This is a genomic window from Chitinophaga japonensis (assembly GCF_007830125.1).
Lineage (GTDB): Bacteria > Bacteroidota > Bacteroidia > Chitinophagales > Chitinophagaceae > Chitinophaga > Chitinophaga japonensis.
Genome location: NZ_VLLG01000005.1, coordinates 1 through 15,942, shown reverse-complemented (window position 1 = coordinate 15,942; position 15,942 = coordinate 1). Strand labels below are relative to the sequence as shown.

At 53.2% G+C, this 15,942-nt stretch carries 12 protein-coding genes; 10 read left to right on the top strand and 2 right to left on the bottom strand.

Annotated elements, in window-relative coordinates; translation table 11 throughout:
- Positions 1–81 precede the first annotated feature (81 nt).
- The 5 genes from LX66_RS21405 (at position 82) to LX66_RS21385 (ending at position 7,393) form a co-directional block, all read left to right on the top strand.
- Positions 82–3,018: a SusC/RagA family TonB-linked outer membrane protein gene (locus LX66_RS21405; protein WP_145717419.1), complete on the top strand. Its 2,937-nt coding sequence runs from the start codon at positions 82–84 to the stop codon at positions 3,016–3,018.
- An 11-nt stretch (positions 3,019–3,029) separates the two neighbouring features.
- Positions 3,030–4,499, top strand: a complete 1,470-nt coding sequence (locus LX66_RS21400; RefSeq protein ID WP_145717417.1) for a RagB/SusD family nutrient uptake outer membrane protein — start codon at positions 3,030–3,032, stop codon at positions 4,497–4,499.
- Positions 4,500–4,739: 240 nt separating this feature from the next.
- A complete protein-coding gene (locus tag LX66_RS21395; RefSeq protein WP_211366459.1) occupies positions 4,740–6,179 on the top strand; it encodes a glycoside hydrolase family 30 protein in 1,440 nt (479 codons plus the stop codon).
- Positions 6,180–6,228: 49 nt separating this feature from the next.
- Positions 6,229–7,098, top strand: coding sequence for an aldose 1-epimerase family protein (locus tag LX66_RS21390; protein ID WP_145717412.1), 870 nt, complete (start codon positions 6,229–6,231; stop codon positions 7,096–7,098).
- 73 nt (positions 7,099–7,171) lie between these two features.
- A complete protein-coding gene (locus LX66_RS21385; protein WP_145717410.1) occupies positions 7,172–7,393 on the top strand; it encodes a hypothetical protein in 222 nt (73 codons plus the stop codon).
- A gap of 125 nt (positions 7,394–7,518) precedes the next feature.
- Here LX66_RS21385 and LX66_RS21380 read toward each other — a convergent pair whose 3' ends face one another.
- On the bottom strand, positions 7,519–9,060 hold the full coding sequence (locus LX66_RS21380; protein WP_145717408.1) for an alpha-N-arabinofuranosidase: 1,542 nt from the start codon (positions 9,058–9,060) through the stop codon (positions 7,519–7,521).
- 244 nt (positions 9,061–9,304) lie between these two features.
- On the opposite strand from LX66_RS21380, the gene LX66_RS21375 reads away from it, so the two are divergent.
- The 5 genes from LX66_RS21375 to LX66_RS21355 all read left to right on the top strand — a co-directional run bounded on the left by LX66_RS21375 (position 9,305) and on the right by LX66_RS21355 (position 14,893).
- Positions 9,305–9,781 carry a hypothetical protein gene (locus tag LX66_RS21375; protein WP_145717406.1) on the top strand — a complete coding sequence of 159 codons (477 nt, stop codon included), beginning with the start codon at positions 9,305–9,307 and terminating at the stop codon, positions 9,779–9,781.
- A gap of 162 nt (positions 9,782–9,943) precedes the next feature.
- Positions 9,944–11,101 carry a FecR family protein gene (locus LX66_RS21370; RefSeq protein WP_145717404.1) on the top strand — a complete coding sequence of 386 codons (1,158 nt, stop codon included), beginning with the start codon at positions 9,944–9,946 and terminating at the stop codon, positions 11,099–11,101.
- 116 nt (positions 11,102–11,217) lie between these two features.
- A complete protein-coding gene (locus LX66_RS21365) occupies positions 11,218–12,249 on the top strand; it encodes a metallophosphoesterase (protein ID WP_145717402.1) in 1,032 nt (343 codons plus the stop codon).
- Between the two features lie 104 nt (positions 12,250–12,353).
- On the top strand, positions 12,354–14,051 hold the full coding sequence (locus LX66_RS21360) for a sodium:solute symporter family transporter (RefSeq protein WP_145717400.1): 1,698 nt from the start codon (positions 12,354–12,356) through the stop codon (positions 14,049–14,051).
- 389 nt (positions 14,052–14,440) lie between these two features.
- Entirely contained in the window at positions 14,441–14,893 is a 453-nt protein-coding gene (locus LX66_RS21355) for a MarR family winged helix-turn-helix transcriptional regulator (RefSeq protein WP_145717398.1), read from the top strand.
- 24 nt (positions 14,894–14,917) lie between these two features.
- On the opposite strand, the gene LX66_RS21350 is transcribed toward LX66_RS21355, so the two are convergent.
- Positions 14,918–15,823 carry an IS982 family transposase gene (locus LX66_RS21350; RefSeq protein WP_145715802.1) on the bottom strand — a complete coding sequence of 302 codons (906 nt, stop codon included), beginning with the start codon at positions 15,821–15,823 and terminating at the stop codon, positions 14,918–14,920.
- Positions 15,824–15,942 lie beyond the last annotated feature (119 nt).

Below are 15,942 nucleotides of genomic sequence, written 5' to 3'. Positions count from 1 at the left end.
TCCACATAAACTTATCCATGTTATGAGGGGGAACACCAGGATCGCAGCAATTTTTATCCTATCACCATTTATGCTTAACGTATGCAAAAAAAGGTAGCGCTTTTAATGGCCGTCCTGTTTATGGCCGTTTCATGGGCCAGCGCGCAGGACATTTCCGTGAAAGGACTGATCAGGGACGCACAGGGCAATGCCCTGCCGGGCGTATCCGTAAAAATCAAGGACACCAACCGGGGCGCCACCACCCGCCCGGATGGCACCTATGCCTTACAGGCCTCCGGTACGGACGTGCTGGTATTCTCCTACATCGGCTTCAGTCCGCAGGAGGTGCAGGTAAACGGCCGCAGCACCATTGACCTCGTGATGCAGGAAGAGAACAAACAGCTCAATGAAGTAGTGGTAGTGGGCTACGGCACCCAGAAAAAGAAAGATATCACCGGCGCGGTATCCGTAGTGGGAGAAGAGGAATTTGCCTCCCGTCCCAATACGCAACTGGGCGCCGTACTGCAGGGCAAGGCCGCCGGCGTGCAGGTGCAGGCCCCTTCGGGCAAACCTTCCGCCGGGTTGAATATCCGCATCCGCGGCACCAACTCCATTACCGCCAGCAGCGACCCGCTGTATGTAATAGATGGCGTGCCCACTACAGACACCCGCTCCCTGAACCCGGCGGATATTGAAAGCGTATCCATCCTGAAGGACGCTTCCTCCGCCGCTATCTACGGCGCTTCCGGCGCCAACGGCGTAGTGCTGGTCACCACCCGCAAGGGCAAAACCGGCCCGCCCCGCTTTGAGTTCAATGCCTATGCCGGCTATGCCTCCGTATGGAAAAAGCTGGACGTGCTCAACGGCGCCCAGTACCGGGATCTGATGACGGAAATGGGCTACATCACCGACTGGGACAAATACAACCATAACACCAACTGGCAGGACGAGATATTCCGCAAGGGCACTTCCCAGAACTACCAGCTTTCCGTTTCCGGTAAGAACGACAAGACGACCTACTACCTGTCCGGCGGCTGGGTACAGCAGAACGGCGCCGTTCGTTCCGCCACCATGGACCGCTTCAACTTTAAAGTGAACCTGGAGCAGCAGGTGAACAACTGGCTCACCATGGGCACCAATGTGGCCTACAGCCGCTGGCACGATGTGGATGTGACCGATAATACCGGTGTAGACAGGGGCGGCGTGCTGCTGGGCGCCCTGGCCACCCCGCCGGTGATAGGCATTTATAATGACAATGGCACCTTTACCAGCAATCCCTTCCAGGACTGGGAAAACCCTGTGGCCAGCACTGACGGGCCGGACCGCAACTACAAGCAGCAACGCCTGCTGGGCAATGTGTACGCAGAGGTGCATCTGCTGCCGGAGCTGAAGTTCAGGAGCAATTTTGGTATTGACTACAACAATGCCGTGTACGACTATTTCCTGGACCCCTTCCGCACCAGCTTTGGCCGCGCCAAGCAGGGCATCGGCCAGAATAATACCGATTTGATCAATTACTGGATAGCAGAAAATACGCTGTCCTACGACAATACCTTCGGCAAGCATACCGTGGGCGCGCTGGCCGGTGTGGTAGCGCAGCAAACCCGCTGGGAAAGCGCCCGCATCGAAAAGATCGGTTTTTCCAGCAGCGGCATTCCCACCACCAATGCCGGCTCCGTTTTCCAGACCGCGGAAAACACCAAGGCGGAAAAGCGGAACGCTTCCTTCCTGGGCAGGATCAATTACAGCTATGCCGATAAATACCTGCTCACCGCCAATTTCAGGGCCGACGCATCCTCCATCTTCGGGCCGGACCACCGCTGGGGCTATTTCCCCTCCGTATCCGCCGGCTGGCGTATCTCCAACGAGGATTTCATGCAGGATGTAACGGGGATCAACGACCTGAAGCTGCGCGCCGGCTGGGGCCTGGTAGGGAACGATCAGTTGGGCGACCAGCGTTATCCCTGGCTGGGCCGCGTAGGCTCCGGCAAAAATTACCCGATAGGCGGTACCGTATTGCCGGGCACCACCCCGTCTTCTTTTGAGAACAAGAACCTGAAATGGGAGTCCACCGAACAGTTCAATATCGGGCTGGATGTAGCCATCCTGCAGTCCCGCCTTACCTTCAGCGCGGACGCCTATGTGAAAAATACCTCCGACCTGCTGCTGGACGTACCGGTGCCCAGGTCCACCGGCTTCAATGTATCCACCCAGAACATCGGCAAGCTGCGGAACAAGGGCCTGGAATTCCTGGTCAGCTCCCGCAACTTTACCGGCGCTTTCCAGTGGGAAACGGATCTCAATATTTCCATCAACCGGAATGAGGTGGTGGACATCGTAGGAACGGACCTGTTCAGCTCCGAAGTAGCCGGCCGGGGCAATGTCAGCCTTACCCGTGAAGGAGAGCCGCTGGGGCTGTTCTACGGTTATGTAGCCGCCGGCGTGGACCCGGAAACCGGTAACATGTGGTACCTGGACAAGAAGGGGCAACGAACCTTCGCGCCTGCTGCGGACGATCGCGTGGTGATTGGTAATCCCAACCCGGATTTTATTTACGGGATGACCAATCATTTCAGCTACCGGAACTTCCGCCTCAGCGTTTTCCTGCAGGGCTCCCAGGGCAATGACATGTTCAACGCCTCCCGCATAGAAACGGAATCCATGACCGACCCGCGGAACCAGTCCACCGCCGTGCTGCGCCGCTGGACCACGCCGGGACAGGTAACGGATATTCCCAGGGCTACGCCCAATAACGCCGACAACTCGCGCATCTCTACCCGCTACGTGGAAGACGGTTCTTACCTGCGTGTAAAATCCGCCACCCTGAGCTACGACCTGCCGGGCAACCTTCTGAAGCGGATAAAGCTGAACAGCCTGCGGGTATACGTTACGGGCGAGAACCTGTTCACCTTTACCGGCTACAGCGGCTTTGACCCGGAAGTGAACTTTGCCGGCAACAGCAACACCTCGCTGGGCGTTGATTTCGGCACCTACCCCCAAACGCGCAACCTGATCGTTGGACTGAATGTTTCATTCTAATTCTTACTACCATGCAAGCAAGATATATTTTACTATTCGTGATGGTCCTGGCCCTGGGCGCCTGCAGCAAGTTCGTGGACCTTTCTCCCATTTCTGAGGCCACCACCGACAACGCATACCGGACCGCCAGCGATGCAGAAGCCGCGCTGGTAGGGGCCTACGACGCTTTCCAGACGGAGTACTACATCTGGGACAATGTTAATTTCAACGATGTGATCTCCGACAACTACTACGCCGGCGGCGACAACCCGGAGCTTTTTGCCGTGGACCTGCTGAACATTACGCCGGTAAACAGTCGCCTGTTCAACAACTGGAGCCAGATCTACGACGGCATCGCCCGGGTCAATATCATCCTGGATAAAGTGCCGCAGATCAACGATCCCAAGCTGGACGCCAACAACCGCAAGGAGCAGATACTGGGCGAAGCCGCTTTCCTGCGCGCCTACCATTATTACCAGTTGGTGAAGATGTGGGGCGGCGTGCCCCTGGTGCTGGCGCCCGCCACTTCCGCCGATCCTGCGGAGACTAACAAGCCCCGCAGCTCCCAGGCCGAAGTGTATGCGCAGATCATCACGGACCTGGAATTTGCCGCGAGCCGCCTGCCGGATATTTACGAAGGGGATGCCAGCATCAGCAAGGCCCGCGCCACCAAAGGAGCTGCCAACGCCCTGCTGGCCAAGGTGTACGCGCAAAAGCCCGACCGCGATTACAACAAGGTGCTGGAATACTGTAACGCGGTGATCAGCAGCCCGGCCGGCTACCAGTTGCTGGGCAATTACAGCTTCCTGTTTGATGGCAACCATTACAACAATGACGAATCCATCCTGGAAGTGCAGTTCACCGGCGGCGCGGAAGCCAACTGGGGACCGCAGTTGCTGCTGCCGCCCTCCAAAAGCGGCGATTCCTGGCGCAAATTCGTAACGCCCTCGCAGGACCTGGTAAAGGCATTTGACAGCGAGCAGGACACTATCCGCAAGAACGCCAGCATCCTCTTTGAAGAGGTGACCTGGACGGATGAGTACTGGGCCATTGGCGGCGGCAGCGTGCCCTTTGCCTACAAATGGAAAAGCGCCAACGGCTGGGCCAGCACCAACCGGCAATACCTGCTTCGCCTGGCGGATATCATCTTGCTGAAGGCCGAAGCCCTGAATGAGCTGGGCCGTACCGGCGAGGCGGCTACGGAACTGAACGCCATCCGCGGCCGGGTAAACCTGCCGGCCACCACCGCCGCCACACAGGAAGCCATGCAACTGGCCATTGAAAAGGAACGGCGGCTGGAACTGGCCCAGGAAGCGCAGCGCTGGGATGACCTGCGCCGTTACGGACGCGCGGAAACGGTGATGAACAACCTGCAGGAAACAGACCTGCGCACCGGCCAGCCCGTGAACTACAACATGACAAAAGAAAAGGAACTGCTGCCCATCCCGCAACTGGAACGGGACCGCAACAAACAGTTAGACCAGAACCCGGGATATAATTAGGAAAAAATCCAAAATCCAAAATCCAAATTCCAAAACCCAAAAATCAGATCCAAAATGAAAAATGCAAAGACAAAATCCCAAAATCCAAAATCCAAATTCCAAACTGGCGGGAAACACCTAACTACAGCAACCGTTCCCTGTTATTTTGGGGCTCGTCCGCATTTGGGGATTTGGAATTTGGGGTTTGGAATTTGGAATTTAGGTTTTGGAATTTGGAATTTGGGATTTAGGATTTTCTTCTTGGGGATTTGGATTTTCTTCTTTGGAATTTGGAACGTTGGTTGCGCAAAAAGCAATGGCCCGAAGGATACGGCCCCGCCGCCCGCAGACTCCGCCAGGGTGGTAGGCAAGGCCCGGGTATGGGTGACCACCGGCAACCAGGTAAAGCTGCTGCAGCAGCAACCGGACATCAACATTAAAACCGGCGCCGTAGCCGGCGCTTCGCGCATCACCGTCGATTTTTCAAAGACCCTGCAGGAAGTGGAGGGCTTTGGTGCAGCGCTCACCGGCTCCTCCGCTTACCTGATCCATCAAAAGCTGAACAGTGCGCAGCGCAGCCAACTGCTGCAGGAGCTGTTTGATCCGCAGCAGGGCATTGGCATCAGCTACCTGCGCATCACCATGGGTGCATCGGATTTTTCCCTGTCGGACTTTACATACGACGACATGCCTGCGGGGCAAACGGACCCTGACCTGTCGGAGTTTACCATTGCAAAAGATAAGGAGGACCTGGTGCCGGTGCTGCAATCCATTCAGGCGATTGCGCCGGGTATAAAGATCATAAGCTCCCCCTGGAGCCCGCCCGCCTGGATGAAGGACAATGGCAGGCTGGCCGGCGGTAAGCTGAAGCCGGAATGGTACAGCGCATATGCCGCCTATTTCGTGAAATACCTACAGGCATTCCGGCAGGAGGGCATCACCATCCACGCGGTGACGCCGCAGAACGAGCCGCTGCATGAGGCCGCCTATCCTTCCATGCGTATGGAAGCAGGGGAGCAGGCCGCTTTTATCAGGGACCACCTGGGCCCTGCGTTCAAACAGCACCAGCTTAATACCGGCATCATTATTTATGATCATAACTGGGACGCGCCGCAGTACCCCATCAGCATCCTGGACGACAGCGCTGCCCGTCAATATGTGACCGGCTCCGCCTTTCATGCCTATGCCGGCCAGGTGTCCGCCATGACGCAGGTGCATGCGCAGCACCCGGACAAAGGGTTGTACTTTACCGAGATATCGGGCGGAGCCTGGGCGCCGGATTTTTCAGACAACCTGGAATGGAACATGCGTAATATTTTCATCGGCAGTATGAACAACTGGTCTAAAACCGCCCTGCTCTGGAACCTGGCGCTGGACCCGCAGCACGGCCCCCGGAACGGTGGCTGCCAGGACTGTCGCGGCGTAGTGACCATTGGCGCCGATGGGAGCATTACCCGCAACGTGGAGTATTACGCCATCGGCCACCTGTCCAGGTTTGTGCGGCCGGGCGCTTTTCGTGTAACGCTGACCGGTAGCAACACCGGCGGGCTGGAAACGGTGGCCTTCCTGAACGGCGATGGCGCCAAAGTGCTGGTGGTGCTGAATACGGACAGCCATGCGCGCACCTTTACCGTTGCCGACGGCGACCGCAGCTTTGATTGTTCCCTGGAAGGAGATGCCGTAGCCACGATTGTTTGGTGAACACCTTTCACTTTTTACTATTTTGCAGCCGGAACCAAACCCGAAGACAATGCTGCAATTATCCAACGAACAGCTAAGCATTACGATCGCTGAGAAAGGCGCGGAGCTGCAAAGCCTTACCCGTAAAGACCTCCGGCAGGAGTACCTGTGGAGCGGCGACCCCGCTTTCTGGGGAAAGAAAAGCCCGGTATTGTTCCCTGTGGTAGGCGGACTGAAGCAGAACAGCTACCGGTATAACGGGCAAACCTACACTTTGGGCCGGCACGGCTTTGCCAGGGACCGCGTGTTTACCGTAGTGGAGCAAACAGCCGATACCCTCCGCCTGCAGCTTGTAAATGACGCCGGCACCCTGCAGGTATACCCTTTCCCGTTCCGTTTTGAAATAACCTACACCCTCCAGGGAACCCAACTGACCGTTACATACAAGGTGCTCAATACAGGGGACGGCCCCCTGTTTTTTTCCGTGGGCGGTCACCCGGCCTTTAAAGTGCCGCTGGCGCCGGGCACGGCTTACGAGGACTATTACCTTTACTTTAACCAGGCAGAAGATGCCGGCAGGTGGCCTTTGTCGCCTGATGGACTGATAGAGCGCATGCCGCAGCCGCTGCTGGAGCACTCGCATGCCCTGCCTTTAACCAAACCTTTGTTCTACGAGGATGCGCTGGTGCTGAAAGCGCTGGCTTCCGATACCGTTACGCTGAAAAGTGATAAAACACCCCATGGGCTGGAATTTCATTTCGGGGGCTTTCCCTACCTGGGCATCTGGGCCGCCAAAGATGCGGATTTCGTTTGCATAGAGCCCTGGTGCGGCATTGCAGATCATGTGGATGCCAGCGGCGAGCTGGAAGAAAAGGAGGGCATTATGCGGCTGGAAGCAGGGGAGGTGTTTGAGAAAGCGTGGTGGGTAAGGGTGTTTTAGAGATGTGGAATGGCACCATTTTAGCGGCCTGATTACAGGAAACACCATTATCTAACCGTTAAAATTGTATGGTATGCCAGTAAGAGACAGGTCTATAGGAAGCAAAGGTTTAGAGCAGGGCGGCCCTAATATGGGGAATGATTACAGCAGGGACCTGAGCCGTAAGGCGAAAGGTGTGGATACCTCTGATATCATTGTGCAGAACAGGAAACGTAAGGAGAAAAAAACAGCCGCTGAACGCTCGAAACGTATGCCGGCTAAAAAGCAAACCACTGCGGTTACTAAACGTAAATAAAAATCCAAATCCCAAATTCCAAATTCCAAATTCCAAAATGGTAGTAGTCACCTGACTAATAACAGTTATCTATTATTTTGATGACTTGTCCGGATTTTGGAATTTGGGATTTGGATTTTTTGAATTTACTTCAGCTCCAGCAGCACTACCGAGTGTGGCGGCAGGCTTACGCTCAGGTTGGCCCCGTTCTTTTTAGCGCCTGAGAATTTTGCCGGCTGCACGGTGTTCGGTGCATCAAAAGTATTGATGGCAGCGAATTTATCAGCCGTCAAAACCTGGCCTTCCACCGTCTTCCAGGGAAGGTTGCTGATCATGGTAGATACATCGATGTTCTTATGCGCGTCCAGGTTTACCAGGGTCACGTGTATCACGTTATTGGAATCCACGGATGCGGAAGCATTTACTGCCGGTATTTTTTCCTTGCCTACGCTGTAGTCGGGACTGTTGAGCAGCACCGGCAGCAGTTTGGCGTCCTGGTGCACCTTGTACAGGTCAAATACATGGTAGGTAGGCGTCAGCAGCATTTTTTCCTTGTCGGTCAGTATCAGCGACTGCAGTACGTTCACGATCTGGGCCAGGTTGGCCAGGCGCACGCGGTCGCAGTGATTGTTGAATATGTTGAGCGTGGTGGCGGCTATCAGCGCATCGCGCAGGCTGTTTTGCTGGTACAGGAAGCCGGGATTGGTGCCAGGCTCCACATCTGTCCAGATACCCCATTCATCCACGGCCAGGGCCACTTTTTTCTCCGGGTCATAGTGATCCATAATAGCGCTGTGACGGCTGACCAGTTCTTCCATGTGCAGGCATTTCTTCATGGTAGTAAAGTACTCCTGCTCGTCAAAAGCAGTGGCGGAGCCTTTCTTCCCCCAGGTGCCTGGCACGGTGTAGTAGTGCAGGGAAAGGCCCCACATCTGGTTAAGCGGAATGTTCTTCATGCAGGTCTCCGTCCAGGAGTAGTCCCCGGAATTGGCGCCGCCGGCGATCTTTTTGAGCGGTGCGCCGGGGTAGTTCTTGGCAAAGGTGGCATAGCGGCGGTATTCGCCCGCGTAGTAGGCGGCCGTCATATTGCCGCCACAGCCCCAGCTTTCATTGCCTACGCCCCAGAAATGCACGTTCCAGGGTTGCTCCCGGCCGTTTTGCTTCCGTATTTTGGACATCGGGCTTTCGCCGTTGAAGTTGAGGTATTCTACCCATTTGGACATTTCCTCTACGGTGCCGCTACCTACGTTGGCGCTGATATAAGGCTCGCAATCCAGGAGGCTGCAAAGCTCCAGGAACTCGTGCGTGCCAAAGCTGTTGTCTTCCGTAACACCGCCCCAGTGGGTATTTACCATTTTGGGCCGCTGCTCGCGGGGACCGATGCCGTCCCGCCAGTGGTATTCATCGGCAAAACAGCCGCCCGGCCAGCGGAGGTTGGGAATTTTGATCTTACGGAGGGCTTCCACCACGTCCAGGCGGATGCGGTCCTGCTTTTTTACCGGCAGGGAAGGATCTACCCAAAATCCGCCATAGATGCAACGGCCCAGGTGCTCCGAGAAGTGCCCGTAAATATGCCGGCTGATGGTAAGCCCGGTGTTGTTCTGCTGAATGGTAAGGGTGGCGTTGCTTTGCCCGGCTGCGTACAGCGACACAAGCAGGAGGCCAAGGGAGTACATTATCTTTTTCATTCGTAAAGTTTTGTTTTTCTCAGTGGTCTCGCGGAACCCCGCCTTAAGCGGCCCGGTGTGAGAAAAATGTATCATGTTCGGTTTCATCATAACGTGAGGATTAGAGCCCGAATCTAGCCATTATTTTTATAAATGTCAATTATACAATTAAAATTATTCCTTCCCGAACGGGGTGAAATTTCCGCTTGTACGCGATGGTCGCGGGCTGCACAATATTTTGTAACTTTAAAGAAAAAGTTTTTTTATGGCACATCCTAACGTGGAACTGATTGCAGCGCTGCGGGAAACAGCCCGCCGGTTAAAGAACGGAGCGCCTTATGCCTGGGGAAATCACGGTACCTGCAATTGCGGTAACCTGCTGCAGGTGATCACCCGTTACAGCAAAGAAGACATCCTGCGTTATGCCCATACGGGTATGGGAGAATGGACGGAGCTGGCAGAAGATTACTGCGTAACCTCCAATGCCCCGGTAGGCCTCCTGATCTCCAGACTGATGGAAAAGGGCCTGACCCCGTCAGATATTCACAATATTGAATATTTACAGGACCGGACGGTGCTGGAGCACCTGCCGGGAGGCTTCCGCTGGCTGAAGCGCAACCAGCGGGAAGATGTGATCCTGTATATGGAAACATTTGCTACCCTGCTGGAAGAGAGGCTGTTACAACAGGTGAAAATTCCTTATAACCAATTGCTCGCGGAGCCCGCTTTAACATTTTGTTAACAAGCGAATTAACCGCGTATTAACGAGGTGTCAAATTGATTAGTGCTATTTTTGGAACTGCTACCCACACAATGAGAACAGCTATCTGAACTGATCATTGTACATTTTTCCTCAAAGTGCTGTTCGTTCTTAAATTTCATTAACAGGCCGCTAATCAAACAAATGGAATATACTCAGGAGCATATTTATGAGTTGCTGCTACGCAAGAAAAAAGGAGGTATTGATCACCCGGATGATCAGTACCTGGAGCAGTTAATGGAGGAGGATGAAGCCGTCAGCCGGCTGTGGGAGGACATCCGGGAGCATGATTTTGACGAGAACGTTTGGTATGAGATAGCGGACAGCGAGGCAGCCTGGGAGAAAGTAGCACCGGAGCTGCTGCGCACCAGGCGCCGCATCGTGCGATTATCCGTAAAAAAATGGCTGGTAGCGGCCTGTACCATTGGTATCATCGGTACCGGCATTTACTTCCTGCTGACGCCCCCGGCCGGTAACTTTGCAAACCTTACGGAAGAGAATGCCGCCCGGGCAAAGGGGCTGCGCCTGCAAATGGCCAATGGAAAAACCATCCAACTGCCTTATAACAGCCCCGCACAGCAGATCACCACGGGGAATATGGCCCTGAATGCCGGCGCCCGGACCCTGCAGTACAGCGGTGAGGATTATGGCCTGAGCGGCTATAATACCCTGGTGGTGCCGCCCAGGATGGACTACCGCATCATCCTGTCAGACGGTACGGAGGTATGGCTGAACGCCACCTCTACCCTGAAATTCCCCTTTAATTTCCGGGAAAACCGCCGGGAAGTGTACCTGGAAGGGGAGGGATACTTCAAAGTGGCCAGGAATGCCGAAAAGCCCTTTATCGTGCACACGCCGCAAACAGATGTGGAGGTGCTGGGCACGGAATTTAATATCAACACCTATAAAGCAGGCATTACCAGCACCGCCCTGGTGTCCGGCGCCGTATCCGCCCGCTCCGGCGCTTCCGTTATCGAGTTGCGGCCCGGCCAGGAAGCCGTGTATACAAAACGCCTCGGTTTTACGGTGCAGCAGTTTGATAAAGACATGGTGCTATCCTGGATGAACGGGGTTTTCCAGTTTGATAATACCCGCCTGGGCGACCTGGCCCCGGTGATCAAACGCTGGTTTGGCGTAAAGGTGGAGTTTGATGATCCGGCGCTGGCCAATTCCCTCTTTACCGGCGTGCTGGATAAGCACCATGAACTGGACTTTTTCCTGAAGAACCTGAAGAACACCGGTTTTGGGGTGGACTATTATTTCAGCGGGGAAACGCTGCACCTCAGGTCCGCCGCACAGTAAGCAATAAGATATTCCGAATAACCATTGCAAGGGTGAATGTGGAAGTTGAAGCTGCTTTCGCATCTCACCCTTCTTCTTTTTACAGGCCTCATGATAATTCGTAATTTACCATTATCATGAACGCAGTAACTGACGGCCCATATATCTTTTACCAGGGAAACAGGATACTGGTAAAGTCCATTGCTACCAGGAGCGGCAAACCCCAGCCGCAAACAGCCTATTTTACCCCGCAGCAGAAGGCTGCTATTACGGTCAACTGTACTTTTCCCGGGCACCCCGGCTGGAATTTTTCCATTCCCCTGAAAGAGGCCCTGCACCCGGAGCCGGCCGTTTTCCCGGAAGCCGCCAGGATCTTCGCCATTTCAGACATAGAAGGCAATTTTGAAGCGTTCCGGCACCTGCTGCTGGCCGGCGGCGTTATAGATGAACAGTACAACTGGACCTTTGGGCCCGGGCACCTGGTAATGAACGGTGATTGTTTTGACCGGGGCGAGCACGTGACGGAATGCCTCTGGCTGCTGTATGGCCTGGAGGAAAAAGCCCGGCAACAGGGCGGGTATGTACATTTTATACTCGGCAATCACGAGATCATGAACATGACGCATGACCTGCGCTATGTGCATGAAAAATACCTGGTCAGCGCCCGGCTGCTGCGGAAGGACTACGGGCTTTTTTATACGCCGGACACGGAGCTCGGGCGCTGGCTGGCTACCAAGAACATTATGGAAAAGATAGGCCCTGTGCTGTTTGTGCATGGCGGTGTGTCCGCGGCCGTCAATGCCCTGCCTTATTCCCTCGCCGAGTTGAACGGGCTATGCCGGCCCTGGTATTTTATGCCGCCATTAGCGGCGCCGGCGCAACTGGCGGTGTTGTATGATCTCCTGTTCTCTTCCGATGCGCCCTTCTGGTACCGGGGCTACGCCATGGGAGGCGCTACCTTGCAGCAGGTGGCTGCTACTTTGGAAAAGTTTGACGTGCGCCATATCGTGATCGGCCATACAACGGTGGAGCAAGCCACTGCTTTTTTTGAGGGGAAAGTGATTGATATTGATACGCCGCATGCGTTTGGTATGTCGGAAGGGGTGTTAATAAAGCAAGGGAAGATATGGAGGGTGGGGAAGGAGGGAAGGGGGAAACGGATGGTATAAAAATGAATGGATCTTTTTAAAAGAACCCGGTGAATTTTTTTCCTGTTTGAATAATTGTCAAATAGACATATATTAGAGGGCTAATAAACCCGCAACAAAGCGTTATGAACAAACTGGTATTTATTGACTACGTAATCTTTATTATCTACTTCCTTATAGTAGCCCTCTACGGGTACTGGATCTACCAGCGAAAGAAGAAGACCAGCATGGACACCAAGGACTTTTTCCTGGCCGAGGGTTCCCTTACCTGGTGGGCCATCGGCGCCTCGCTGATCGCATCCAACATTTCCGCGGAGCAGTTCATCGGCATGAGCGGCAACGGCTTTTCCGTGGGTGTGGCGGTAGCGGCCTATGAATGGATCGCCGCCATCGCGCTGATCATCGTGGCCGTGTGGTTTATGCCCGTGTACCTGAAGAACCACATTTTTACGATGCCGCAGTTCCTGAAAACCCGGTACAATGAAACGGTAAGCCTCATTATGGCTGTTTTCTGGCTGTTCCTGTACATATTCGTGAACCTGACCTCCATCCTGTTCCTGGGAGCCCTGGCCATCAACAGCCTGGTGGGCAACGGCAATTTCCACCTGATCATGATCGGGTTGTCCGTGTTTGCCCTGCTGATCACCCTGGGCGGTATGAAAGTGATCGGTTATACAGACGTGATACAGGTAGCGGTGCTCATCATCGGTGGTCTGGCCACCACTTACCTGGCCCTGAGCATGGTAAGCGAGCATTTTGGCCTGGGCAGGAACGTGCTGGCCGGCTTTAACGCCTTAATAAAAGATGCGCCGGACCATTTTAAGATGATACTGGAAAAGCCATCGCAGGATGCGCCGCAGGCGGAGATCAACAAATACCTGATGCTGCCCGGTATCACCATGTACTTTGCCGGCCAGTGGATCGTAAACCTGAATTACTGGGGCTGTAATCAATACATCACGCAGCGGGCCCTCGGGGCCGACCTGCAGACAGCGCGCAATGGCATCCTCTTTGCCGGTTTGCTGAAGCTGATGATGCCCGTTATCGTAATGTTGCCGGGCATTGCGGCTTATGTGCTGTACAAGAATGGCGCCCTGCAGCAGGAAATGGCGCCCGGTGGCCGTTTTAATGCAGACAATGCCTATTCCGCCATCCTGGGCTTTCTGCCCACCGGCCTCAAAGGGCTTTCCCTGGCGGCATTGACCGCGGCGATCGTGGCTTCCCTGGCGGGTAAGGCCAACAGTATCTCCACTATTTTTACACTGGATATTTACAAGAAATATATCCGCAAAGACGCGGACGAAAAGCAGTTGGTATGGATCGGCCGTTTTACCATTGTAGCGGCTATGCTGCTGGCAATCCTCTTCACCTGGAACGACCTGCTGGGCATTGGCGGTGAGGGCGGCTTTACCTTCATCCAGAAGTACACCGGCTTTATCAGCCCGGGCGTTTTTGCCATGTTCCTGCTGGGTATGTTCTGGAAGCGCACTACCGGCGCTGCAGCCGTGGCGGGCGTGATCACCGGCTTCCTCTTGTCCGTGGTGTTCAATAACTATGCGCCGGCCTGGTTTGGTCATGAAACCTGGCTGTATACGGCTTTCCCTAACGGGAAGGGGGAATACGAAATTCCATTCCTCATCTGCATGGGCTGGTCTTTCTTCTTTACCGTACTGGTGATGGTGGTGATGAGCCTGGCGGGGCCCAGGGTCAATCCCAAAGCCTTTGAGCTGGATACCAGCATGTTCCGCGTAAAGCCGTCCACCATGGTGCTGATCGTTGTTACGTTGCTGATATTGAGCGCGCTGTATATCCGTTTCTGGTAGGGGGAAGTAAAAGTTACTTTGCTAAAATCATCAAAATAAAAAAGGCGGTAGGAATACCGCCTAATTTTTTAACCATATCCTATGAAAAACCTGGTACAAAGGTATATTCCTGCTGCCAGCAAACCGGCATCATTTGGTGAAGACATGATTTTGTCTAGTTAACGTGGGAAAAACGGGCTTCTTAACGAGGAATTAACAAATGACCGGGAGGCTAACGATGAAATATCTACGAAATATGGCAGTATGGGTGAAATATTGTCAGCCGTTCCGGGGGAAGTATGTTACAACATCTGTTGTTTTCGTTAACTTTGGGCCTGTAACACCCGGCAAAATGCTAGCGGATGAGACCGGGAGGTTCCATGCAACCGCTAACAAAAAGTTATTGACGAATGAAAATAGAAGAAGCCATTAAACAGGCCCGGTTCGGCAACAATTTCCAGAAGGCGGTGGTGAACCTGATCTACACCAGCAACTGGCTACGGGATACGCAGGCGGATATTTTTAAAAAATATGATATCCTGCCGCAACATTTCAATGCGCTGCGCATTATCAAGGGCCGTTGTCCCAAACCGGTATCGGCCGGTGAAATAAAGGATGTGCTGCTGGATAAGGCCAGTGATGTGACCCGCCTGCTGGACAAACTGGTAAAGCAGGGTTATGTAAAGCGGCAGCTCTGTGAGTACAACCGCCGTAAGATGGATATTACCATTACTACCAAAGGCCTGCAGCTCCTGGAAGAACTGGAAGCGCCCATAGCGTCTTTTTATGAAGACCTGGCAACCCGCCTGAGCCAGGAAGAGGCGCTGCTCCTGAGCGACCTGCTGGACCGCGTTCGCCGATAAATTAATAATTAACGTGTTGTGCTATTAAAAACATAAAGTGTGTTTGATCTTTGAAATTTTGAGACCATTTTTAAAATTGATAAACTGGAGTAAGGAGGTTGCCGATAGCTTGGAAGTCAACCTGGCAGCTAATCCTGTAAATGATTTAGCGTAGTTTCTTCGCAAATGGAATTGATCACATAACTGTGCAAATACCGTTTCTACCATCTGTCGTTTCGACCGGTTCTTCTTGGGATACTTTCTGTAGTTATGCTGATTGACTCGAAAAGGAACGTTTAACTTAACCTGGTAATGATCAAACAAATCCATTTGAACCGTTTTAGAGATATAGGCACGATCACCTAACATTACTTTCTGTTCAGGTAAAGCATCCAGATCCTTCAGGAAGTTGATATCATGGATATTGGCTTTGGTGATACCGGCCTGCTGAATAACACCGTTATCATAGATGATCAGATGTAATTTGTAGCCAATATACCAACTTCTGTTTATGGCACTGTAAGCTTTAGCCGGTGCGGTTTCAAAATCCTGTTTAAAGGATCGGAAGGACTTTTCCCTTACCATCTTTATTACAGGAACCGGGATACTGTCCACGATCATTGTCTGACTCAGATGTTCCAAATGCTGTCCTACATGGCCTTGTACACGTTCGATAACCGCTGTCAGACGTCTGCGACGACGGTTAAAACGGCTTCGATCAATCAGGTGGGGAAACTGGTCAGCATAATCGGTCTTCAACTTACTCCAGAGTAAATTTTCGGAATCAATGCCCAGGGCTTCCATACAACAAGAAAGTGCAACGATCTGTAAATCGTTCATCTTGGGTGCAACTGGATAGAATTGAAAATTGTTCCGACTATTTACTTCTTTTTCAAAGAGCTCTTTGCAAATGCTGTAGAATTTCCTGAAATTCGTGCGGATGTTGTGCATCTATCGTTCTGGTTTGTGTGGTTACTTACCAGGACGATTGCACAACATTTTTTATTTCATTGAGCTACATATATTTATTGTTAAAATACAACTTGCCTTTTTAATAGCACAACACGTTA